Below are 20,770 nucleotides of genomic sequence, written 5' to 3'. Positions count from 1 at the left end.
GCTCAGATTCCCGGATCGACGCCCCGCGCCGGCAGTTCCTTCTTCTCCTCCAGCCCGTAGGTGTAGCGGGTCCAGAAGCGCTCGTGAAAATAATAGAGCGCGAAGATCGCGATCATTTCGACGCCGGTGATCTCCGCCGCGAGCGAGACGTCATGGACGAAGGCGTTGACGATCGCGAAGGTGGAGACGCTCGCCGGCGCAAGCCAGGAGAAGGCCTTGGCGAGGCTGCGCTGGCGGCTCGGCCGATAGCTCTCCCGCTCGATCTCGACCCCTTCCATCGAGGCGTAGCTGAGGTCGGCCAGCGGCGCCTCGGCGCGGCGCTCGGAGGCCGCGACCGCTTTCACCATGCCGACCGCCACGGTCTCATTAGTGATGCGGTCGATGAGGATGAAGCCGCCCGTCTCGCGGTTCTCGACATAGGGATCGCAGGCGACGACGGTCTCGAGCGAAAGTTTCGCCTCGCCGATCTCGTTGAAGGCGAGCGTTTCGCCCGCCGCGATCGGCGCGGCAAGTCCGGATTCGATCTCGATGCGGGACTCGACCTCGCTCACATTCGCGGGCGTCGTCCTTGTCCCGATCTTCAGCAGATAGCTCTTGCCGGTGGCGAGCGGCTCCCGCACGAGCCAGAGAATTTTCGCGTCGAGCCGGTCGCCGACTTTCGCGGGAGACACGGGCGAGGAGAGAAGATCGCCGCGCGAGCAGTCGATTTCCTCCGCGAGCGTGATCGTCACGGACTGGCCGGAGACGGCGCTTTCCAGATCGCCGTCATAGGTGACGACGCGCGAGACGCGCGTGTCTCGGCCCGAGGGCAGGATGCGGACAATGTCGCCCGGGCGGATATTGCCGCCGCTGATGAAGCCCGAAAAGCCCCGGAAATCGAGGTTCGGACGATTGACCCATTGCACCGGCATGCGGAAGGGCGCGATGCGCATCACATCCTCGACCGCGACGCCTTCGAGATAGGTCAGCAGAGGCGGGCCGTCATGCCAGGGCATGTTGGCGGCGCCGTCATGCACGAGATTGTCGCCGTCCTTGGCGACGAGCGGCAGGACATAGATGGAAGCAAAGCGCAGATGCTTCGCGAATTCCCGGAAATCCGCCTCGATCTTGCGAAAGACGTCCTCGCTATAGCCGACGAGGTCCATCTTGTTCACCGCGACCACGACATGGCGCACGCCGAACATCGAGGTGATGACGCTGTGGCGGCGCGTCTGCGGCAGGATGCCCTTGCGCGCGTCGACGAGCAGGATGGCGAGATCGGCCGTCGAGGCGCCGACCGCCATATTGCGCGTATATTGCTCGTGGCCGGGCGTGTCGGCGACGATGAATTTGCGCTTGTCCGTCGCGAAATAGCGATAGGCGACGTCGATGGTGATGCCCTGCTCGCGCTCGGCGGCGAGGCCGTCGACGAGCAGCGCGAAATCGAGATCGTCGCCCTGCGTGCCGTGCTTCCTGGAATCGGCTTCGAGCGCGGCGATGAGATCGTCCGGCGCGAGATCGGCGTCATAGAGCAGACGGCCGATCAGCGTGGATTTGCCGTCATCGACCGAGCCGCAGGTGATGAAACGCAGAAGCGGCTTGTCGGCGGCGTGACGCATGGCGACCGGCGCGGGCGCGTCGAGAACCTCGGCGCTCTGCATCAGAAATACCCTTCCTGCTTCTTCTGCTCCATGGAGCTGGACCCGTCATGGTCGATCAGGCGGCCCTGCCGCTCGGAGGAGCGGCTCTCGCGCATCTCGGTGATGATCTCGTCGAGCGTCTCGGCCTCGCTCTCAATGCCGCCCGTGAGCGGATAGCAGCCGAGCGTGCGGAAGCGCACCATCTTGCGCTCGATCGTCTCGCCCGGCTCAAGGCGCATCCGGTCGTCGTCGACCATAATCAGCGTGCCGCTGCGCCGCACGACGGGGCGCTCCTTGGCGAAATAGAGCGGCACGACGGGGATGTTCTCGCGCGCGACGTAATCCCAGATGTCGGCCTCCGTCCAATTGGACATGGGGAAGATGCGCAGGCTTTCGCCTGGCGCCTTGCGGGTGTTGTAGAGGCGCCAGAATTCGGGGCGCTGGTTCTTGGGGTCCCAGCGATGCTGCGCCGTGCGGAAGGAGAGCACGCGCTCCTTGGCGCGCGACTTCTCCTCGTCGCGGCGCGCGCCGCCGAAGGCCGCGTCAAACTTGTATTTGTCGAGCGCCTGCTTCAGCGCCTCCGTCTTCATGATCTCGGTGTGCAGCTTCGAGCCATGGACGAAGGGATTGATGTCCATCTCAATCCCTTTGGGATTGATATATTCGATGAGCTCCAGCCCCCATTCCTTGACGATCCTGTCGCGAAACTCGATCATCTCGCGGAACTTCCATGTCGTATTGACATGGAGCAGCGGAAAGGGCGGCTTGGACGGATAGAAGGCCTTCCGGGCGACATGCAGCATCGCCATGGAATCCTTGCCGATCGAGAACAGCATCACCGGCTTTTCGCATTCCGCGACAGCCTCGCGCATGATGTGGATGCTCTCGGCTTCGAGACGATCGAGATGGCCGAGCGAACGTGTCGGAAGCGCGCTCATCCAAACACCTCCGGAGAGGCGGGCTTGGAAGGCGCGGGGCCGCGGCGGAGAACGCCGTCCTCGCCGACATGCAGGCCGCATTCCTTCTTGTCGTCCTGCTCCCACCACCAGCGGCCGGCGCGTTCGTCCTCGCCGGGCTCTATGGCGCGCGTGCAGGGCGCGCAGCCGATGGAGAGGAAGCCCTTGGCGTGCAGCGCGTTCACGGGAATCGAAAATTCCTGCGTCGCGTCCACGATGGCGTCGCGCGTATAGTCGATGACGGGGTTGATCTTGAGCACCTTGCGTCCGGCGTCGAAAGCGATGAGCGGCGCGTCGGCGCGCGCCGCGGATTGGTCGGCGCGCAGGCCCGTGATCCAGCCCGAGACGCCGTCGAGCAGGCGCGACAGCGGCTCGACCTTGCGCACATGGCAGCACGCCTTGCGCGCCTCGACGGATTTATAAAAGCCGTTGACGCCCTGCTCTTCCACGAGCGCCTCCAGCGGCGCGGCCTGCGGATAGGCGGCGCGGATGCGGCGCGCGTAGCGGGCCTCGGTCTCCTCCCACAGCGCATAGGTCTCGGGAAAGAGCCGGCCCGTGTCGATCGTCGCGACGTCGATGTCGAGTTCCTGCGTGAAGATCGAATGCGTGATGAACTGATCCTCGACGCCGAAGCTCGTCGTGAAGACGATGCGGCCGGGGATGAATTCGCGCACGAGCCGCAGGCGATGATCGAGATCGAGCGGCGCAAGGCGGGGCGCGAGAATGTCAGCGATGGAAGCCGTCATTTCCCCGCCGCCTTTCGCCGCGCGTCGAGGATGGAGCCCGCCGCGACATAGCCGCGCTGATAGGTGCGGGAATAAGCCGCGCGGGCCGCTTGCCACTGCGCTTCGTCCTGCCGCTCGGCGAGATCGTCGGGAATCTCGATCGTGTCGAAGCCGCAGCCGAGCGCATGGGCGTATTGATCGGCGAGAATGCGCCCGCTCGCGCGCAGCTCGCCATCGAACCCCGCGCGACGGATCAGGCCCGCGAGCGAAAAGCCGCGACCGTCGGCGAAAGCCGGAAAGGCGATCTCGACGAGTCGGAGACGCGGCAGCGCCGAGGCGAGCGCGGAGGGCTCGGTCGTGTTCGGAATATTCACGCCCAGGGAGACGCCCTCGGGAAGATGGGCGAGCGCGTGCTCCAGACGCGCGAGCGACACCACGACCTTGCCGCTCTTCGGCAAAGCCTCTTCCTCCGCGAGGCGGCGCCAGCCGTCTTCGATGAAGCGGCCGTCAGATATCAGCGCCATCTTCGCCCTCCCGACGCAGCACGTCCTTGAAGCGGGCGTGGCCGATGCGCCGCCATGTTTCGATGAAGGTCTCGCCCTCCTGGCGCTCGGCCAGATAGAAGTCGACAATGTGCTCGATCACGTCCGGCGCCTGCTCCGCCGTCACGCCCGGACCCAGTATCTCGCCGACATGCGCCGAGAAGGTCGGATCGCCGCCAAGCGTGATCTGATAGGATTCCTGGCCTTTCTTTTCGAGGCCCAGAATGCCGATCGCGCCGACATGATGATGGCCGCAGGCGTTGATGCAGCCGGAAATCTTGACGCCCAGCTTGCCGATGCGGCGCTGGCGCGAGAGGTCCGAGAAGCGCTTGGAGATCGCCTGCGCGATGGGAATGGAGCGCGCCGTGGCGAGCGAGCAGTAATCGAGGCCCGGGCAGGAGATGATGTCCGAGACGAGGCCGGCGTTCGCGGTGGCGAGGCCGGCGGCGTCGAGCGTCTTCCAGAGATCGAAGAGATCGTCCTGCTTCACATGCGGCAGAATGACGTTCTGCTCATGGCTGACGCGCAATTCGCCGAAGCCGAAGCGCTCGCTGGCGTCGGCGAGAACGCGCATCTGCTGCGACGTGGCGTCGCCGGGAATGCCGCCAATGGGCTTCAGCGAGACGGTGACGATGGCGTATCCCGGAACCTTGTGGGGCGCGGCGTTGACGTCCACGAAATTGCCGAAGGCCGGATGCGCGACGCGCTCGGTCCGCAGCTTCGCGGATTCCGCCGGCAGGGCGTCATAGGGCGGCGGCGCGAAGAAGGCCGCGATGCGCTCGAACTCGGCCGGATCGTAAGAGAAGACCGAGCGGTCCATCGAGGCGAATTCCGCCTCGACGGCGGCGCGCACCTCGTCGATCCCCTTTTCGTGAACGAGGATCTTGATGCGCGCCTTGTATTTGTTGTCGCGGCGGCCGAAGCGGTTGTACACGCGCATGATCGCTTCGAGATAAGCAAGGAGATCGGCGCGCGGCGCATAGTCGCGAATGACCTTGCCGACGAAGGGCGAGCGGCCGAGGCCGCCGCCGACGACCACCCGATAGCCGATCTCGCCCGCATCGTTCTTCACGATCGCCAGGCCGACATCGTGAACCATGATCGCCGCGCGATCATGGTCGGCGCCCGTCACCGCGATCTTGAATTTGCGCGGGAGGAACGAGAACTCCGGATGGAAGCTCGACCATTGGCGCAGGAACTCCGCCGTAGCGCGCGGATCCTCGATCTCGTCCGGCGCGACGCCGGAAAAATGGTCGGCCGTGACGTTGCGGATGCAGTTGCCGGAGGTCTGGATGGCGTGCATCTCGACCTCGGCCAGCGCCTCGAGAATGTCGGGCGTGTCGACGAGCTTCGGCCAATTATATTGAAGGTTCTGCCGCGTCGTGAAATGGCCGTAGCCGCGGTCATATTTGTCGGCGATGTCGGCGAGGCGGCGCATCTGCCGCGCCGTGAGCGTGCCATAGGGAATGGCGACGCGCAGCATGTAAGCGTGAAGCTGAAGATAGAGGCCGTTCATCAGGCGGAAGGGGCGGAACTCTTCCTCCGTCAGCGACCCTTCGAGGCGCCGGCGCACCTGCTCGCGAAACTCCGCGACGCGCTCCTTCACGAAGGCCGCGTCATATTCGTCGTAGCGATAGGTCGTCGTCGGGGCGTTGGGCCGCGCCAGACTGGGATCGTGAGCGGTCATTTACGCGGCTCCTCGCGCCTGCTTGCCGAGATCGCGGCGCACGCTCGGCCCCTTGATGCGCATCTTTTCGCGATAATGCAGCGGCGTCGGAACGCCGTCCGCGCCAACTTCCACATCGGCGAGATAGACGTCGACGACGCGGTTGGCGGCGATCTCGGCCTTGCCGAAAGCCTCCAGCGCGCCGGCCTCTTCCTTATCGCGCGCGACGCGCGCGCGCCGATGGTCGCGCTCCCAGCCCTGTTGTCCCAGGAACATCACCTCGCCGTCGGCGAGATCGGAGGCGAGCAGGATCTGCGGGTGCTTGAGCGCCGGCATCACGTCTCCTGCGCCAGTTTGAGCGAGAGGCCGCTCATCTCGTCCGACCAGACGATCTGGCAGGACAGGCGGGAATTTTCGTAGAGCATAGGCAATTCGTCGAGTTTCTCCAGCTCATCCTCGCGCGGCGGCGGGACGCGGGCGGCTGATTTGGCGTCGAGCACGACATGGCACTCCGCGCAGGCGAGCGCGCCGCCGCATGTGTTCTCCATGCCAATGCCATAGTCGCGCAATATTTCCATCAGCCGCCATCCTTCGACAGCCACGAGCTCATGAACGACGCCGTTGCGGTCTTCGACGCGCAGGAAGGGCGTCTCAGGCTCCGACGGCGTGGCGGGCGGGTCGACGACAATGTCCAATGCAATACTCATGCGCTCGTTTCATTCAGGGGCGTCCGCGTCGCGACGCGGTGGCGTTCTGTATTTCGAACGGGTAGATACTCTAAATCGCCCGGAAGTCAATTCACCTCCAAAAAATGCTTTATTCCGCTTTTCACTCTATGAAGTTGTGAAAATCCTGCGAGCTCAAATTCGCAGCTGGGACATGACAAGCGCCCATAATCTATGTTTGTTAAGAATCGGGTGACCAATCGGAACGGCGGCGCGCAAGCGCCATAGGAGACCGCATGGTAAAAAGGCCGATCAAAACCACGAAGGAAACGCCGTCTCCGAAGCGGGAGCCGGAACCGCGTCGCGAGGTCAGGGAAATCGCCCCCGCGCCGCCGCAATCTTCAGGAGCCATTATGAAACCAACGGTCATTGTCGTCGGCGCCGATAAGGGGGGCGTCGGGAAGACGACAATTGCGCGAGCCGTTCTCGACTTCATCTCCCTCAACAATATCCAGGCCCGCGCCTTCGACACGGAGACGCCGCGGGGCACGCTCTACCGTTTCCATCCCGAGGAAACGATGATCGTCGATCTGACGTCGACCGCCGACCAGATGAAGATCATCGACACGCTGAACGCGTCCCAGGCCAGGGTGAGCGTCATCGACGTGCGCGCCGGCGGCTTGAGCCCCGCCCTCGAGGCGCTCGACGAGATCGGCTTCTTCGACGCGGTGAAGGCGGGCGAGTTCCGCTTCATCCTGCTGCATGTCATCGGCCCGTCCATCGCCTCGCTCGAGGAGATCGCCGAGATTGCGCCCTATATGACGGACGCCAATTATTTCATGGTGAAGAACCATGTGAACGATACGACGTTCTTCGAGTGGGACCCGCAGACTCACGCGAAATATTTCGAGGACGTGAACACGACGGGCGAGATCACCATCCCGAAGCTCGGCGAACTGGCCTATGAGCAGGTGGAGCTGGCGGGCACGCCCTACTCGACCTTCATCGCCAATCAGACGGCGGAGGGCGAGCCGGCGGAGCATTCCTTCGTCCTGCGCGGTTATGTCCGCACCTGGCTTGCCCGGGTCGCCGACGAATTCGAGCGGGTCGGCCTCCTCGACCTCATCAACGGCGCAGGCAAGGGGCGTTAAGGCGAGGGCGGCGCCGCCCTCGCCCGCGAGGAATAAATGAGCCGCCGCACCCTCGTCTTCTTCATCTGCTCGCCGCACTCCCGCACTGGCGTGACCACCGCGGCGCGGCTCCTGACCGACTATTATCTCTCGCGCGGCGTGCCGGTCGAAGGCTTCGACACGGATTCGCGCGAGCCCTGCTACGCCCTGCGTTTTCCCGGCCTGTCGCAAGTCGTCGACATTTGCGACGTCAAGGGACAGATTTCCCTCTTCGACCGGCTCCTCCTGGCCGACGACACGCCCAAGGTCGTCGATGTGTGGAGCCGGTCCTTCGACCAGCTCTTCGCGACCATCGCCGAGATCGGCTTTCTCGAGGAGGCGCGCCGCGCCGGGGTCGAGCCGATCATCCTCTATCAATCGGACAGCTCGCAGACGGCCGCCAGCAATGCGCGGATGCTGAACACGACCTGGCCGGATCTGTGGATGACCGTCATCCACAATGAGGGCGCCGCCCCGCTGGGGCCGGACGCGCTGCAATTCCTCTCCCGCTATCCCTCGCGCGGCAAGCTCGTCATCCCGCGGCTCGAAAGCGCCATTGCGCGGTCGCTCGACGATTTCGATCTTTCTCTCTCGGCCTTCCTGCAGAACCCGCCCGCCTCCATGTCGATCGTCGTGCGCGCGGCGCTGAAGGCCTGGCTCCTCCCTATTTTCACCCAACTCCAGAGTTTCGAATTGCGCTTCGATCTGCAGTCGAGCGAATTCCTGCGATAAGCCAGGCTGAAAGGACGAGGCCGCCCATGGAATACCGAAAGCTCGGCCTCACCGACCTCTCCGTCTCCGCCATCTGTCTGGGCTCCATGACCTGGGGCCAGCAGAATACGGAGGCCGAGGGCCATGAGCAGCTCGACTACGCCGTCTCGCGCGGCGTGAATTTCATCGACACGGCGGAAATCTATTCCATCCCGCCGCGCCCCGAGACCCAGGGCTCGACCGAGCGCATCATCGGCTCCTGGCTCGCCAGGCGGAAGAACCGCGACAAGATGATCATCGCGACGAAGGTCGCGGGGCGCGGCGAGGCGCGCTGGCTGCGCGAGGACGGCGCCGGCACGGTCCTCGACCGCAGGAATATCCATTACGCCATCGAGGGCTCGCTGAAGCGGCTGCAGACCGATTATGTCGATCTCTACCAATTGCACTGGCCCGACCGTTCGCTGCCGCTCTGGGGCGCGGGCGGCACGATCTATCGCCGGCCCTCGAAACGCGCCGAAGTCCCCATCGAGGAAACGCTCGACGCGCTGAGCGATCTGGTGAAGGCCGGCAAGGTCCGCCATGTCGGCCTCTCCAACGAGACGCCCTGGGGCGTCGCCCGCTTCCTGCGCGCCGCGGAGCTGGGCCACGGCCCGCGCGTCGTCTCCATCCAGAACGCCTACAATCTCATCAACCGGACCTTCGAGACGGGCCTCGCCGAATTCGCCGAGCGCGACGCCGTCGGGCTGCTGGCCTATTCGCCGCTCGCGCAGGGCTATCTCACCGGCAAATATCAGCGCGGCGCGCGTCCGCCCGGCGCCCGCACGACGCTGTTCGAGCGCGCCCAGCGCTATGAGAAGCCGGGCGTCGAGACGGCGATCGACGCCTATCTAGCGCTCGCGACGGCGCTCGGCGCGGACCCGTCGCAGCTCGCCATCGCCTATGTGACGTCGCGCCCCTTCGTCACGTCGAACATTATCGGCGCGACGACCATGGCGCAGTTGAAGACGGATTTGGATTCGATCGATTTGAAGATCACGCCGGAGATCGAGGCGCGGATCGACGAGATCCACCAACTCCACAGCAATCCGGCGCCCTAGCAGCGGCCGCAGCCGCTCGTCCTTGCGAGCGCCACGTCACGACTCCGGATTGCTTCGTCGCGCAGCCCCCGCACTGACGCCGGAAGCCGTCATTGCGAGCGGAGCGAAGCAATCCAGCGCCACGTCACGGCTTCTGGATTGCTTCGTCGCTGACGCTCCTCGCAATGACGAGCGCTGTTAGGCATGCCCCGCGCTGGACGAGAGCCGCTCCAGATCGATGCCCATCGATCGCAATGCGCGCGTATATTTACCGCCGAGATCGCGATCGAAGAGCAGTTCCGGATCGGCGGGGCAATGCAGCCAGCCGTTCCGCTGGATCTCGTCCTCGAGCTGTCCCGCGTCCCAGCCCGCATATCCCAAGGCGAGCAGCGCGTGATGCGGCCCTTCTCCGGCGGCGATGGCGCGCAGAATGTCGATCGTCGCGGTGAGCGAGACGCCGTCGTCGATGGGCAGCGTCGAATTATCCAGGAAGAAATCCGGCGAATGCAGCACGAAGCCGCGATCGGTCTGCACCGGCCCGCCGGAGAGCACCTGTATCTCCTCGGCGCCGCGCGGCAGGCTGATGCGCTCCTGCGGCGCGATCACCTGCAACTGCACGAGCAGATCGGGAAAGTTCTTCACCCGCGCCGGCTGGTTGACGACGATGCCCATGGCGCCTTCTTCCGAATGCGCGCAGAGATAGATGACCGAGCGCGCGAAGCGCTCATCGGCCATGCCGGGCATGGCGACGAGCAATTGCCCGTCGAGATAGCGCCGCCCGGAATTGCGGGCGCCGCTCCCCAAGGGCCGCTCGGAAACTTGCTTTGATCGCCGCACGCTCATAGGGTCATGCTACGCCCCCATCGTCCCCTTAACAAGCGGCGTGGATCCAACGGGCGCTTCAACCGCCCAGAAATCAAGCCAATGATAACGACCAAGCCGAAGACGCGCGCCCTTGCCGCCTCGACCGCCGCCCTGATCGTCTCGCTGACCCAGTCACCCGCGCCCGCCGCCGACGCCGGCTTCGCAACCGCGCCGGCCAAGGGGAGCGTCTCGTCCGTCCGGCTGCTCTCCGCCGGCCCGATGCAAGGCGGCGCCTATCGGGCCGGGGTCGAGATCCGCCTCGATCCCCATACCGTCACCTATTGGCGCCAGCCGGGCGAAGCGGGTTCGCCCCCGATCTTCGATTTCTCGAAATCGACCAATGTCGCCACGGTCGAGACCGCCTTCCCCGCGCCCAAGCATATCGATGAAGCGGGCACGGTCGTCGCCGGCTATGACGAGACGGTGATCTTCCCGCTCAAGGTGACGCCGAAGGACCCCAAGACGCCTGTGACGCTCGATATGAAGCTCGATTACGCGGCCTGCGGGAAAATCTGCCTGCCCGCCAAGGCCGATCTTTCCCTCGCCTTGCCCCAGGCGGGCGCCTCGCCCTTCGCCGCGGCGATCGCCGGCGCGGAGAAGCGCGTGCCGGCGAGGATCAGCGCGGCCGAGGCCGGGAAGCGGTTCTCCCTGAAGAAGAATGGCGAAGGCTGGCGGCTCAGCGTGACGGGCCCCGGCAAGGCGCAGGACGTTTTCGCGGAGGTTCAGGAGCCGCTCTTCATCGAGAGCAGGCGCGAGGGCGCGGAATTCTCGCTGACGCTGTTTTCGACGGGCGCCACGCCCAAAAGCGCCGACGCGACGCTGACGGTGATTACCGACAAGGAGGCCTTCGAGGCGCCCGCGCATCTGGAGTGACGCGCGCGCGCCCTCTCCCCCAAAGGGCGTCGAAAAACGCCCTTTGGGCTCCGCCTTATTCCGCCTCCGCATCCGCGGGCGCCGCCTCGGCCGCCGCGGTTTCCTGCTTGGGCGTGCGCTTGAAGGTCGATTTGCGGCCGCGGATCGTCTGCAAAATCTTCGCGCCATTGGCGAAGGCGAGATAGATGAAAAGCGGCGGCACCGAGCCGACGGTCTTCGCGTAATCGACCACTGTGCCGCGCCTGAGCGCCAGATAGGGCGCGAGCGTGACGCCGAGCGCCACCATCAGGGTCATGACCAGGATCAGCTCCAGCAGCCCGGAATAGGGCGCGAGCGAGCCGTGCAGGAACGCGCCGAGCGCGAAGGCGATGAGGCCGATCGCCGCCGCCGGGAAGAAGATTTGATGGGCGATGAGGGAGATCGCCATCACGCGCTTCACGAGCGGCCAGGGGGCCTCCCAGATCGGCAGGATGGTCTTCTGCGCCACCTGCACGAAGCCGTTGGACCATCGGCGCTGCTGGCGGCGGAAGTCGCGAATGCCGTCCGGCACCTGGCCGGGGATCGGCGGTTCGGACACGAAGAGGCCATGCCAGCCCTTGAGCTCGGCGCGGACGGTGAGATCGAGATCCTCGCAGAGCGAATAATCGGACCAGCCGCCGGCGTCCTCGACCGTGGCGCGGCGCCAGATTCCGCCCGTGCCGTTGAACTGGAAAAGCCAGCCGGCGAGCGCGCGCGAGCGCTGCTCGACCATATAGTGACCGTCCTGGATGAGGCCCTGGGCGCGGGTGAGCCAGTTCGTCTCATAGTTCTGGAACTCGCAGCGCGACTGCACGAAGCCGGCGCGGGGGTCCGTGAGGAATAGCGGCACGGTGCGCTTGAGCCAATCGGGCGGCGGACGGAAATCCGCGTCCAGCATGGCGATGAAGGGCTCGTCCGTCAGTCTCAGGCCATGGGCGCAGGCGCCGGCCTTAAAGCCGGAGCGATCGGCGCGGCGGACATGGTCGATGACCGTCCCATGGGCGCGCAGCTCTTCGGCCACCCGCTCGGCGCGCACGCTCGTCTCGTCGGTCGAGTCGTCGAGAAGCTGGATGCGGAGCTTGTCCTTCGGCCAGTCGAGCTGCGCGACGCAGCGCAGCGACTGTTCGGTCACGAGCGGCTCGTTGAAGACCGGAATCTGCAGCAGCACATGCGGCAGGTCGGCGTCGGGAAGCGACGGCGCCTCCGGATCGCGCGCGCCGCGCGCCCAGTCGTAGAGGAAGCGCCCGATGACGACGAGATAGCCGAGCCCGATGGCGACGAGGATCGCGGCGCAGAGATAGGCGGCGGCGTCGACGAGAAACAGAAAGAGTCCGAGCAGCAAAAGGTTATCCTTCTTCATGCGCGGGAGGCGCCTTCTGCGCCGCGACGCGCGCGTGAACTTTATCCTTCGCCCAGACCACCCGGTCGGTCATCCAGGCGTTCACCCAGACCGCAAGCATCACAGCCTCGCGGACAATGAAAACCGCAGGCGCCGCGTAGGATAACTGCCATCCTTTGGCCATGGAAAGCAATGTCTCGAGCGCGAACCAGAGGCCGAAGGTCGCGGCGAGGCCCGCAAGGGGCGTCATTCCGATACGCGGCGCGGCGAGGGCGCCTGCCACAAGCGCCGGAAAGGCTTGGCAAATCGGCTCCGCCAGGAAGGAAAGCAGCTCGTCGTTGCGGCGAATCACGCTCCAGCGCAATTGTCGTTGATAAACATCGTGGAAACTGCGGGCGCCGAGCTCCTGACGGACGGGCCGGTGAGAAAAAACAGGACGTTGACCGATTCGCCGCATGGCCTTGGCGAGCGCATTGTCCTCGCCCACCGTGTGCGAAATGGCGTCGAACCCGCCCGCGCGCAGAAAATCGGACCGGCGAAAGAGCATGATCTTGCCGACGCCGTGCCCCTGCCCCAGGCAGGAGGCCAGAAACAATATGCGGGCGTGGGGCCCGTTGATGATCGCCGCCTCGACATGCGCGGCGAAATTTTCGAGCCCGGCGCAATAGGGAATGGCGCAGACGAGGCCGACATCGTCGCCGAGCTGGCGCAGATGCTCGGCGAGCGCGTCGGGCTCCAGAAGGACATTGGCGTCCTTCATCAGGATCACGTCGTTTTCCGCCTGCATGAAGGGCGCGTAAAGATTGTCGACCTTGGGGCTCGCGGCGAAGCGGGCGGTCGAGGCGAGAAGGCGGGACGGAATAGTCGGATGGCGCGCGAAGAGCTCGCGCATCTTGCGCGCGGCGGGGGAGTCGACGTCGACGGCGGAAGCCGTGACGTCGAAGCGCGGATAGTCCTGCGCGAGAGCGGATTCCTGCGTGCGCTCGAAATCCGCCTCCAGCAGCTTCACCGGCAGGACGATGGAGACCGGCGGCTGGTCGCGCCGCCGCGCGCGCCGCCCGGCGATATAGGGCTGCAGGACGGTGGCGGCGCTGGACAGGAGCAGCAGCGCCGTGACGGTGAGCCAATAGCCGGCGGCGATCCAGCTCAGCGCGTCAATCATCACGCCGACCGCGCGCCTTCAGGGTCGCCCCGCGAACAGCGGCGCGCCTGAAGGCGCGCGGTCCGAGTTGCGCGCCGCCCGTCATTGGCCGCGCTCCACGGTCTCCGGCACTTCGGCGGGAAAGCGCCGCATCACGCCGTCGACAAGCGCCGCCGGCAGGAAAGAGAAGAAGCGCAGCGCCCAATACATATACAGCGGAAAGGCGATGACGTCGCGGCGACGGTCGAGGCCGCGCTTGATGATCCGCGCAGCCTCCTCATCGGAAATCTTGCCGGGTTGCCAGGATTCGGCGCTCATCGACAGGGGCGTCTTCACGATGGTGCGCGCCGACATCGGCGTCTGCACGTAACCCGGCACGATCAGCGCGACATGCACGCCATAGGCGGCGAGCTGGCCGCGCAGGCAATCGGCCCACATGTGAACGCTGGCCTTCGTCGCGCAATAAGCCGGCGAATGGGGGAGCGCGCGCACGCCCGCCATCGAGCCGACAATGGCGATCTCGCCGCGCTTGCGCGCGCACATCGGCGCGATGATCGGCTCGACTGTGTTGAAGACGCCCATGACGTTGATCGCCACGGCCGCGCGTACGGCGTCCGGCGTCTCGGCGATCTGCCCCGGCGACAGCCCCGTCGCGACGCCGGCGTTGGCGACGAGAATGTCGATCGGCCGCGACGCATGGGCCGCCGCGACGATCGCCGCCATGACTTCGCGGTCGCGAACGTCGGCGACGCGCGTCTCGACCTCGCAGGCCCCGGCGGCGCGGCAGGCTTCCGCCGTGGCGTCGAGCCGCGCCTCATCGCGGCCGAGAAGACAGAGACTTGCCCCATCCCCGGCATAGGCGACGGCGAGCGCCCGGCCGATGCCGGAGGAGGCGCCGGTGATGAGAAGGCGTTGGGTCACGGAAAGCTCCCACGCGGCTTTGGGCGGGAGGGGCGCATTCCATTCGTGCTCGCGGCCTCGCCCCTCACCCCAACCCTCTCCCCGCGATGCGGGGAGAGGGGGCGTGACTCGCGAGCCGCTTTGTCGATGAAGGCCCGAATCTCGCTCCTCTCCCCGCTTGCGGGGAGAGGCTGGGTGAGGGGCGAGGCCGCTATCGACGAAGACTGAAAAACCCGCCTCATCTTTCCATCTCCCGCCGCAGCGTCGCCTCGCCGATGATCCCCGGCGTGCGCGCGGCGCCATGCGCGAAGAGGCGGACGAAGATCTCCGTCTCGGAAGCGCGCAGCACGCGGCCGGAGAGCGTCACCGTCTCGCCCCGCAGGATCGGCTGGATGAATTTGGCGGCGAGACCGACAAGGAAGAGGTCAGGACGCCAGCTCTTCAGCATCGGCTCGAAGGAGGCGAGCAGCTTCATCCCATGCACCGGCGGCGCTGAAAGCCCGATCCTGGCGGCGAGCGCGTCGTCGAGATGAAGCGGATTGTCGTCGCCGGAGACCTCCGCATAGCGCGCGAGCGCCTGCGCGTCGAAGGGGCCGATGATCGTCTCCGGCAGCTTGTCGCCGACCTTGATGGGTTCGCTCATGACGCCGCCCCGAAGCCCGCGCGCGGCACGAGACGCAGCATGGTCTCGCTCCGCGCGACCGTCGCCCCGTCGAGGGCGCGGATCGTGGCGTCGACGATCAGGCGCGGCGGCGTCTCCTCGCGCCGCATGGCGACGTTCACGTCATAGCTGTCGCCGGCGACGAGCGGCGTCTCATAGGAGAAGCTCTGCGACTCATGCACGGGCACGACGTCGAGCGCCGCGCAGAGGCTTCGCACGGAATCGAAGAGCGTGGGATCGGTCAGCCAGACGGCCGGGAAGGACAGCGGCACGCTCGCGGCGTCGCCGCCCGTCTCGCGCGAATAGGCGGCCGCCCGCGCCGGATCGACGCGCAGGCGGAAAGGGCCGAGGCTCTGGGGCGCGTCAATCGGCATGGCGGACGATCAGCACGGCGTTGACGCCGCCGAAGGCGAAGGAGTTGGACATGGCGGCCTCGATCCTGTGGGGTCGGGCGACATTGGGCACCGCGTCGATCGGACAGCGCGGGTCGAACTCAAGGAAGTTGATGGTCGGCGGCGCGATTTGCGCGCGCAGCGCGTCGATCGTGATGGCAAGCTCCAGCCCGCCGGATGCGCCGAGCGCATGGCCATGGATGGGCTTGGTAGAGGAGACCGGAACCTCGCGCCCGTAATCGCCGAAGACGCGCAGGATCGCTTCCGACTCGGTGATGTCGTTGGCGTGCGTCGCCGTGCCATGGGCGTTGACGTAATGAATGTCGGTCGGCGCGAGGCTGGCGTCGTTCAGCGCCTGCGCGATGCAATTGGAGGCGCCGTCCAGATCGGGCCGCACGGGGTCCTTGGCGTCGCTGGTCGTGCCATAGCCCGCAAGCTCGCATAAAGGCTCATGTCCCCTCATGCGGGCGGACTCGGCCGTCTCCAGAACGAAGACGGCGGCGCCCTCGCCAAGCGACATGCCATTGCGCCCCATGGAGAAGGGCCGGCAGAAATTCGGGGTCATCACGCGCAAGCCCTCCCAGGCGCGGATGGTGGCGTTGATGACGCAGGCCTCCGCGCCGCCGACAATGGCCTTGTCCACCATGCCGGAGCGGATCATCTGCATGCCGATCCCGACCGACTGGCTCGCCGAGGAACAGGCGCTGCCGACGGCGAAAGTGGGGCCCAGCGCGGAAAAACGCGCGCCGAGCGTCGTCGGCATGGCGCTCGGGATGAGCTTGGGCACGCTCAACGTCTCGGGCCGCGTCTTCTCGACATAATAGCGGTAGATGCCGTCCTCGATCGTCGTCATGCCGCCAATGCCGGTGCCCATGATGACGGCGGTGCGCGGCCCGGCGAGGTCCTTGCGGCCGAAGCCCGCCTGCGCCATCGCCTCGTCGGCCGCGACGACGGCGAATTGCGTGAAGGGATCGCAGAAGGGAAGGACGCCGGGCTCGATATAGGCCGCCGGATCGAAATCCGGGACCTGGGCGGCGATCCTGATGCGGCCGTCATAAGGCCGCTGGGTCTTCAGCTCGCGAATTTGAGCGACGCCGTCGCGCGCCGCCTCCCATAGCTTGCGCGCGCCGACGCCGGAGGCGCAGACGGCGCCCATGCCGGAGACGACGACGCGACGCCCTCCGTCGCCCCGCAGCGAAGCCGCCATTTACTGGTTCTCGCGCTCTTTCTGGATATGGTCGGCGATCGCGTCGATAAGGCTTTCGACCGTCTTCGCTTCCTGAAGCGAACCGTCCATCGGGATATAGACGTTGAACTTCTCCTCGAGCGCCGTCAGGATCATGACGATATCGACCGATTTCAGGTCGAGGCTCTCGATCGTGGCGTCGGGCGTCACCTTGGAGCGGTCGACCATGCCCTCCGACGCAATCACTTCGATGATCTCTTCCTTGAGCGCGGCAATGTCCTGAGGATGATCTGTCACGAAATCCCTCCCTTAAGGGTCTCCGCCGTCCCGAGAAGGAGCGGGCGCCGCCGCGCGGCGCATTGACGCAGGGCGCGGCGGCGCGCGCCAGCCTCGAATGGACGGCGCGCCTTGGTTACGGGTTTTGGACGCGAAAATAAAGCCCGGCTCAACCATGCCGCCGCATGGGCCCGCTTCCCCAAGAGGGCGCTTTCTGGCAAAAGGCCCCGCAAAACATGAGGGGTCAGCACCAAATGAGCGCCAATGAGACAGCGATCGCCGGGGTTTTTCCACAGCCGACCGAGGAGCAGTGGCGCAAGCTCGTCGATAAGGCGCTGAAGGGCGGCTCCTTCGATTCCCTCGTCTCCAAGACCTATGACGGCGTCGCCGTCGCCCCGCTTTACTCCCGCGCCGAGGCGGATGCGCCGCGCGCCCTGCGCCGCACGCCCGGCCGCTGGTCGATCCTCGGCCGCGTCGATCTCGCCGACGCCGACGCCGCCAACAAGCTCGCCCTCGAGGATCTCGAAGGCGGCGCGGACGGCCTGCACATCGTCTTCGCCGGCTCGCAGGGCTCCTATGGCGCGGGTCTGACGAGCGACGGCGACGAGACGATCGCCCCTCTCCTCGAAAATATCCGTCTCGATTACGGCGTTCCGGTTCTCGTCGAGGCCTCGCCGCGCGCGCCGAACGCCGCGAGCGCCATCATGCGATATGTCGACAGCCGCCATATCGAGCCGTCGATCACCCGCATTTCCCTCGGCCTCGATCCGCTCGGCCTTCAGGCGCTCCACGGCTTCGCGCCGGCGCCCTGGGCGCTGGAATCCAAGGCTTTCGCCGCGTCGGCCGGGACCGTCGCCAAGGCGGGCTTCGCCAATGGCGCGGTCGTCGCCGACGCCCGCGTGATCCACGCCGCGGGCGGCTCCGAGACGCAGGAGCTCGCCTTCGCGCTTGCGGCCGCCGTCGCCTATCTTCGCGCGCTGACCGACAATGGCGTGGACATCGAGACCGCCCGGTCGCTCATTGCGTTGCGCTTCGCGGCGGACGCCGACGAGTTCATGGGCGTCGCCAAGTTCCGCGCGGCGCGCCGCCTCTGGGCGCGCGTGGAGGAGGCCTGCGGCCTCGCGCCCAAGCCCGTTCTGATTTTCGCCGAGACCGCCTGGCGCATCATGTCGCGGCGCGATCCGTGGAACAACATTCTGCGCGGGACGCTCGCGGCCTTCTCGGCCGCCATCGGCGGCGCCGATACGATCACCGTGCTGCCCTTCACCCAGGCGCTCGGCGCGGCGGACGGCTTCGCGCGCCGCCTCGCCCGCGACACGCAGCTCGTGCTGCAGGACGAGTCGCATATCGATGTGGTCGACGACCCGACGAACGGCGCCGGGGGCTTCGAGGCGCTGACCGAAGCGCTCTGCGAGCGCGCCTGGGCTTCTTTCCAGGAAATCGAGGCCGAGGGCGGCCTTCCGGCGTCGCTCGAAAAGGGCGGCTTTCAAGGACGGGTGGCGGCGACCGCCGGCGAGCGCGCCAAAAAGGTCGCGCGCGCGAAGGAAAAGGTTATCGGCGCCAATGAATTTCCCGACATTCACGAGCAGCCGCTCGATATCGTGACCCCCTTCGACGCGGCGCGCCAGTCGGCCGAGGCGCCCGCCGGCGCCGTGAAGACCGCGCCGCTCGCGCCGCGTCGCCTCTCCGAACCCTTCGAGCGGCTGCGCGACGAGTCGGACGCCCATGCCCAAAAGACGGGCGCCCGCCCAAAGGTCTTCCTCGCCACGCTCGGCGCGATCGCGGCCTTCACCGCCCGCGCCAACTACGCCAAGAATTTCTTCGAAGCCGGCGGCGTGGAAGCGATTTTCGGCCCGGAGACGGAGTCGGCCGCCGACATGGCCGCGGCCTTCAAGGCCTCTGGCGCGAAACTCGCTTGCCTGTGCTCGTCAGATAAAGTCTACGCGGACGCAGCGGAGCCGGCGGCCGCCGTGTTGAAGGGCGCGGGCGCGACGCTATTTTCCGCCGGCCGTCCCGGCGATCTGGAGCAAAAGCTCCGCGATGCGGGCGTAACCGGATTTATTTTTGTCGGATGCGATATGTACGACGTTCTTCAGCGGGCGTTGGAGGAGGCCAAATGAGGTTATGGGCAATCGCCATTCTGGCGTCTTTCGCGGCGAGCGGCGCGCTGGCGAAGGTGGGGCATGCGCGCCAGGCGCAACCGAAAGAGGCGGAGAGCGCGGCGCCCGCCCGCGATCCGAACGGCGCCTGGGCCGTGGAGGCGACGACGAGCGTGGGGAATTGCCCTTCGCTCATCCCGACGACGCTCCAGATTGCGGACAATAAGATTTCCTCGGCCGAGGGCGCCTCGGTCGAGTCGTGGGGCTATGTGGACGACGGCGGCAATATCGTCGCGCGCTTCACCGGCGCCGGCGAGCATATCGCCCGTTTCCACGGCACGCTGAAAGGCGGCAAGGGCTCGGGCGCCTGGTCTTCCTCCACCGATATGTGCGGCGGCACCTGGAAGGCGGCGCAGCAGTAAATTCCGTCGCCGCGCCGAAGCGCGGAGGGGGCGTCCCTTTCCAATGTAATTTCGAGGGCTAGCTGTTCCCGGATCCACATCCGGGAGCCGGCCCATGCATGCGCCAGACCGAGCGCCTCGCGTCGTCATCATCGGCGGCGGCTTCGCCGGCGTCGCGGCGGCCCAGGGTCTCGCCGGCGGCGGCGCGAACATCCTGCTGCTCGACGAGAGGAACCATCACTGTTTTCAGCCCTTGCTCTACCAGGTCGCGACCGCCGCCCTCGCCTCGGCCGATGTCGCTTGGCCCATCCGCTATGTCCTGCGCGGGCGCGACGACGTGACGGTGCTGATGCTCGCCGTGGAAGGCGTCGACCGGGCCCGCAAGGTCGTGAAAACGCGCATAGGCGACATCGCCTATGATTTTCTCGTCGTCGCCACGGGGGCGACGCATTCCTATTTCGGGCATGAAGGCTGGGCCAGGGCCGCGCCGGGGCTCAAATCCGTCGAGGACGCGGCGCTCATCCGCAACAAGCTGCTGCTCGCCTTCGAGCGGGCCGAAGCGAGCGCGGATATGGAGGAGCGCGCGCGGCTCCTCACCTTCGTCATTATCGGCGGCGGGCCGACGGGGGTGGAGCTCGCCGGCGCCATTGCGGAGCTCGCGCGCGGCGCCTTGCCCCCGGAATTCCACCGGGCCGATCCCCGCCACGCGCGCATCCTGCTTCTTGAGGCGGGGCCGCGCATTCTGCCGGCCTTCCCGGAGCGGCTCTCCGATTATGCGCGGCGCGCGCTCGGGCGCATGGGCGTGGAGGTGCGGACGCATACGGCCGTCGAAGAAGTCCATGACGACAGGGTCGTCGCCGGCGGCGCGAATATTTCGGCGGGCGCCATCCTCTGGGCGGCGGGCGTGCGCGCCTCGCCCGGCGCCAATTGGCTCGGCGTGAATGCGGACAAGACCGGCCGCATCGAGGTGACCCCGGAGCTGACGGCTCCCGGCCTGCCCGACATCTATGTCGTCGGCGATCTGGCCCTCGTCAAAGGGCCGGACGGAACGCCGGTTCCCGCGCTCGCGGCCTCCGCCAAGCAGATGGGCTGGTACGCCGGCCGCGCGATCCGGCGGCGCCTGCGCGGGCAAAAGCCGCGAAAGCCGTTTCGCTACCGCGACCATGGCAGTCTTGCCGCCATCGGGCGCAAGGCGGCCATCGTAAAGCTTGGACGCCTCGAACTGACGGGATTTCCCGGCTGGCTCTTCTGGAGCGTCGCCCATGTGTATTTTCTGGTGAATTTGCGTAGCCGGATTCTGGTCGCCGTAAGCTGGATCGCGGCCTATTTCACCTATCATCGCGGCGCGCGGCTCATCACGCGGTGACCTTGCGCCATTATGAGCAAGGCGACGCCTTCCGAGGGCGGCTATGACGGCCCTGGATTGCTTCGTCGCTTTGCTCCTCGCAAATGACGGCGAGACGCTAAAAACATAGAGAGCGCGCCGGCTCC

Annotated in this window: 22 protein-coding genes; 7 read left to right on the top strand and 15 right to left on the bottom strand. The window is 66.5% G+C overall.

Annotation, left to right across the window (positions count from 1 at the left end; genetic code table 11):
* Nucleotides 1-2 precede the first annotated feature (2 nt).
* From cysN to ACV7JP_RS10310, 7 genes are read right to left on the bottom strand one after another with little or no spacing between them, the layout of a single operon-like run.
* Nucleotides 3-1,640: a sulfate adenylyltransferase subunit CysN gene (gene cysN / locus ACV7JP_RS10340; RefSeq protein WP_457795599.1), complete on the bottom strand. Its 1,638-nt coding sequence runs from the start codon at nucleotides 1,638-1,640 to the stop codon at nucleotides 3-5.
* Nucleotides 1,640-2,557 (bottom strand): sulfate adenylyltransferase subunit CysD, encoded by a 918-nt coding sequence (cysD, locus tag ACV7JP_RS10335; protein ID WP_457795598.1) that lies wholly within the window; start codon nucleotides 2,555-2,557, stop codon nucleotides 1,640-1,642. Before cysD ends, cysN begins: the two co-directional genes overlap by 1 nt.
* The gene (locus ACV7JP_RS10330) at nucleotides 2,554-3,321 is read right to left on the bottom strand and encodes a phosphoadenylyl-sulfate reductase (RefSeq protein WP_457795597.1); all 768 of its coding nucleotides are present in this window, start codon (nucleotides 3,319-3,321) and stop codon (nucleotides 2,554-2,556) included. The genes cysD and ACV7JP_RS10330 overlap by 4 nt, the downstream gene beginning before the upstream one ends.
* Nucleotides 3,318-3,824 (bottom strand): DUF934 domain-containing protein, encoded by a 507-nt coding sequence (locus ACV7JP_RS10325; protein ID WP_457795596.1) that lies wholly within the window; start codon nucleotides 3,822-3,824, stop codon nucleotides 3,318-3,320. Before ACV7JP_RS10325 ends, ACV7JP_RS10330 begins: the two co-directional genes overlap by 4 nt.
* Complete coding sequence (locus ACV7JP_RS10320; protein ID WP_457795595.1) at nucleotides 3,808-5,529, bottom strand: nitrite/sulfite reductase; 1,722 nt, start codon at nucleotides 5,527-5,529, stop codon at nucleotides 3,808-3,810. Before ACV7JP_RS10320 ends, ACV7JP_RS10325 begins: the two co-directional genes overlap by 17 nt.
* Complete coding sequence (locus ACV7JP_RS10315) at nucleotides 5,530-5,844, bottom strand: DUF2849 domain-containing protein (RefSeq protein ID WP_457795594.1); 315 nt, start codon at nucleotides 5,842-5,844, stop codon at nucleotides 5,530-5,532.
* The gene (locus ACV7JP_RS10310; protein WP_457795593.1) at nucleotides 5,844-6,215 is read right to left on the bottom strand and encodes a 2Fe-2S iron-sulfur cluster-binding protein; all 372 of its coding nucleotides are present in this window, start codon (nucleotides 6,213-6,215) and stop codon (nucleotides 5,844-5,846) included. The genes ACV7JP_RS10315 and ACV7JP_RS10310 overlap by 1 nt, the downstream gene beginning before the upstream one ends.
* Nucleotides 6,216-6,583: 368 nt before the next feature.
* Between ACV7JP_RS10310 and ACV7JP_RS10305 the strand changes: the two genes are divergently transcribed.
* From ACV7JP_RS10305 to ACV7JP_RS10295, 3 genes are read left to right on the top strand one after another with little or no spacing between them, the layout of a single operon-like run.
* Nucleotides 6,584-7,324: a hypothetical protein gene (locus ACV7JP_RS10305; protein WP_457799066.1), complete on the top strand. Its 741-nt coding sequence runs from the start codon at nucleotides 6,584-6,586 to the stop codon at nucleotides 7,322-7,324.
* 36 nt (nucleotides 7,325-7,360) lie between these two features.
* On the top strand, nucleotides 7,361-8,074 hold the full coding sequence (locus ACV7JP_RS10300; protein ID WP_457795592.1) for a hypothetical protein: 714 nt from the start codon (nucleotides 7,361-7,363) through the stop codon (nucleotides 8,072-8,074).
* Nucleotides 8,075-8,100: 26 nt separating this feature from the next.
* On the top strand, nucleotides 8,101-9,150 hold the full coding sequence (locus tag ACV7JP_RS10295) for an aldo/keto reductase (RefSeq protein ID WP_457795591.1): 1,050 nt from the start codon (nucleotides 8,101-8,103) through the stop codon (nucleotides 9,148-9,150).
* 177 nt (nucleotides 9,151-9,327) lie between these two features.
* Here the strand turns inward: ACV7JP_RS10295 and ACV7JP_RS10290 are convergent, their stop codons facing one another.
* Nucleotides 9,328-9,972, bottom strand: coding sequence for a YqgE/AlgH family protein (locus ACV7JP_RS10290; RefSeq protein WP_457795590.1), 645 nt, complete (start codon nucleotides 9,970-9,972; stop codon nucleotides 9,328-9,330).
* A gap of 81 nt (nucleotides 9,973-10,053) precedes the next feature.
* Here ACV7JP_RS10290 and ACV7JP_RS10285 point away from each other — a divergent pair, with 81 nt between their 5' ends.
* Entirely contained in the window at nucleotides 10,054-10,866 is an 813-nt protein-coding gene (locus ACV7JP_RS10285) for a protein-disulfide reductase DsbD domain-containing protein (protein WP_457795589.1), read from the top strand.
* 55 nt (nucleotides 10,867-10,921) lie between these two features.
* Here the strand turns inward: ACV7JP_RS10285 and ACV7JP_RS10280 are convergent, their stop codons facing one another.
* From ACV7JP_RS10280 to ACV7JP_RS10250, 7 genes are all read right to left on the bottom strand, one after another.
* Nucleotides 10,922-12,244 carry a glycosyltransferase family 2 protein gene (locus ACV7JP_RS10280; RefSeq protein WP_457795588.1) on the bottom strand — a complete coding sequence of 441 codons (1,323 nt, stop codon included), beginning with the start codon at nucleotides 12,242-12,244 and terminating at the stop codon, nucleotides 10,922-10,924.
* Nucleotides 12,231-13,385 (bottom strand): glycosyltransferase, encoded by a 1,155-nt coding sequence (locus tag ACV7JP_RS10275; protein ID WP_457799065.1) that lies wholly within the window; start codon nucleotides 13,383-13,385, stop codon nucleotides 12,231-12,233. The genes ACV7JP_RS10280 and ACV7JP_RS10275 overlap by 14 nt, the downstream gene beginning before the upstream one ends.
* Nucleotides 13,386-13,466: 81 nt before the next feature.
* Nucleotides 13,467-14,285, bottom strand: coding sequence for an SDR family NAD(P)-dependent oxidoreductase (locus ACV7JP_RS10270; protein WP_457795587.1), 819 nt, complete (start codon nucleotides 14,283-14,285; stop codon nucleotides 13,467-13,469).
* Between the two features lie 217 nt (nucleotides 14,286-14,502).
* The gene (locus tag ACV7JP_RS10265) at nucleotides 14,503-14,907 is read right to left on the bottom strand and encodes a MaoC family dehydratase (RefSeq protein WP_457795586.1); all 405 of its coding nucleotides are present in this window, start codon (nucleotides 14,905-14,907) and stop codon (nucleotides 14,503-14,505) included.
* Nucleotides 14,904-15,299 (bottom strand): hypothetical protein, encoded by a 396-nt coding sequence (locus tag ACV7JP_RS10260; RefSeq protein ID WP_457795585.1) that lies wholly within the window; start codon nucleotides 15,297-15,299, stop codon nucleotides 14,904-14,906. Before ACV7JP_RS10260 ends, ACV7JP_RS10265 begins: the two co-directional genes overlap by 4 nt.
* The gene (locus tag ACV7JP_RS10255) at nucleotides 15,289-16,524 is read right to left on the bottom strand and encodes a beta-ketoacyl-[acyl-carrier-protein] synthase family protein (protein ID WP_457795584.1); all 1,236 of its coding nucleotides are present in this window, start codon (nucleotides 16,522-16,524) and stop codon (nucleotides 15,289-15,291) included. Before ACV7JP_RS10255 ends, ACV7JP_RS10260 begins: the two co-directional genes overlap by 11 nt.
* Nucleotides 16,525-16,800 carry an acyl carrier protein gene (locus tag ACV7JP_RS10250; RefSeq protein WP_457795583.1) on the bottom strand — a complete coding sequence of 92 codons (276 nt, stop codon included), beginning with the start codon at nucleotides 16,798-16,800 and terminating at the stop codon, nucleotides 16,525-16,527.
* A gap of 233 nt (nucleotides 16,801-17,033) precedes the next feature.
* On the opposite strand from ACV7JP_RS10250, the gene ACV7JP_RS10245 reads away from it, so the two are divergent.
* From ACV7JP_RS10245 to ACV7JP_RS10235, 3 genes are all read left to right on the top strand, one after another.
* Nucleotides 17,034-18,899: a methylmalonyl-CoA mutase family protein gene (locus ACV7JP_RS10245; RefSeq protein ID WP_457795582.1), complete on the top strand. Its 1,866-nt coding sequence runs from the start codon at nucleotides 17,034-17,036 to the stop codon at nucleotides 18,897-18,899.
* Nucleotides 18,896-19,300, top strand: coding sequence for a hypothetical protein (locus ACV7JP_RS10240; RefSeq protein ID WP_457795581.1), 405 nt, complete (start codon nucleotides 18,896-18,898; stop codon nucleotides 19,298-19,300). Before ACV7JP_RS10245 ends, ACV7JP_RS10240 begins: the two co-directional genes overlap by 4 nt.
* 94 nt (nucleotides 19,301-19,394) lie before the next feature.
* Complete coding sequence (locus tag ACV7JP_RS10235) at nucleotides 19,395-20,645, top strand: NAD(P)/FAD-dependent oxidoreductase (RefSeq protein ID WP_457795580.1); 1,251 nt, start codon at nucleotides 19,395-19,397, stop codon at nucleotides 20,643-20,645.
* The last annotated feature ends 125 nt before the right edge of the window (nucleotides 20,646-20,770 follow it).

It is taken from the genome of Methylocystis sp. S23 (genome assembly GCF_054106005.1).
The sequence above is the reverse complement of the archived record's forward strand: the minus strand, read 5'-3'. Positions and strand labels throughout refer to the sequence as shown.

Coding starts and splice junctions, on each gene's coding strand:
- cysN (WP_457795599.1), bottom strand. CDS start 1,640: ATGCAGAGCGCCGAGGTTCTCGACGCGCCCGCGCCGGTCGCCATGCGT.
- ACV7JP_RS10325 (WP_457795596.1), bottom strand. CDS start 3,824: ATGGCGCTGATATCTGACGGCCGCTTCATCGAAGACGGCTGGCGCCGC.
- ACV7JP_RS10280 (WP_457795588.1), bottom strand. CDS start 12,244: ATGAAGAAGGATAACCTTTTGCTGCTCGGACTCTTTCTGTTTCTCGTC.
- ACV7JP_RS10285 (WP_457795589.1), top strand. CDS start 10,054: ATGATAACGACCAAGCCGAAGACGCGCGCCCTTGCCGCCTCGACCGCC.
- ACV7JP_RS10290 (WP_457795590.1), bottom strand. CDS start 9,972: ATGAGCGTGCGGCGATCAAAGCAAGTTTCCGAGCGGCCCTTGGGGAGC.
- cysD (WP_457795598.1), bottom strand. CDS start 2,557: ATGAGCGCGCTTCCGACACGTTCGCTCGGCCATCTCGATCGTCTCGAA.
- ACV7JP_RS10330 (WP_457795597.1), bottom strand. CDS start 3,321: ATGACGGCTTCCATCGCTGACATTCTCGCGCCCCGCCTTGCGCCGCTC.
- ACV7JP_RS10275 (WP_457799065.1), bottom strand. CDS start 13,385: ATGATTGACGCGCTGAGCTGGATCGCCGCCGGCTATTGGCTCACCGTC.
- ACV7JP_RS10310 (WP_457795593.1), bottom strand. CDS start 6,215: ATGAGTATTGCATTGGACATTGTCGTCGACCCGCCCGCCACGCCGTCG.
- ACV7JP_RS10295 (WP_457795591.1), top strand. CDS start 8,101: ATGGAATACCGAAAGCTCGGCCTCACCGACCTCTCCGTCTCCGCCATC.
- ACV7JP_RS10255 (WP_457795584.1), bottom strand. CDS start 16,524: ATGGCGGCTTCGCTGCGGGGCGACGGAGGGCGTCGCGTCGTCGTCTCC.
- ACV7JP_RS10260 (WP_457795585.1), bottom strand. CDS start 15,299: ATGCCGATTGACGCGCCCCAGAGCCTCGGCCCTTTCCGCCTGCGCGTC.
- ACV7JP_RS10245 (WP_457795582.1), top strand. CDS start 17,034: ATGAGCGCCAATGAGACAGCGATCGCCGGGGTTTTTCCACAGCCGACC.
- ACV7JP_RS10320 (WP_457795595.1), bottom strand. CDS start 5,529: ATGACCGCTCACGATCCCAGTCTGGCGCGGCCCAACGCCCCGACGACG.
- ACV7JP_RS10315 (WP_457795594.1), bottom strand. CDS start 5,844: ATGCCGGCGCTCAAGCACCCGCAGATCCTGCTCGCCTCCGATCTCGCC.
- ACV7JP_RS10265 (WP_457795586.1), bottom strand. CDS start 14,907: ATGAGCGAACCCATCAAGGTCGGCGACAAGCTGCCGGAGACGATCATC.
- ACV7JP_RS10235 (WP_457795580.1), top strand. CDS start 19,395: ATGCATGCGCCAGACCGAGCGCCTCGCGTCGTCATCATCGGCGGCGGC.
- ACV7JP_RS10300 (WP_457795592.1), top strand. CDS start 7,361: ATGAGCCGCCGCACCCTCGTCTTCTTCATCTGCTCGCCGCACTCCCGC.
- ACV7JP_RS10240 (WP_457795581.1), top strand. CDS start 18,896: ATGAGGTTATGGGCAATCGCCATTCTGGCGTCTTTCGCGGCGAGCGGC.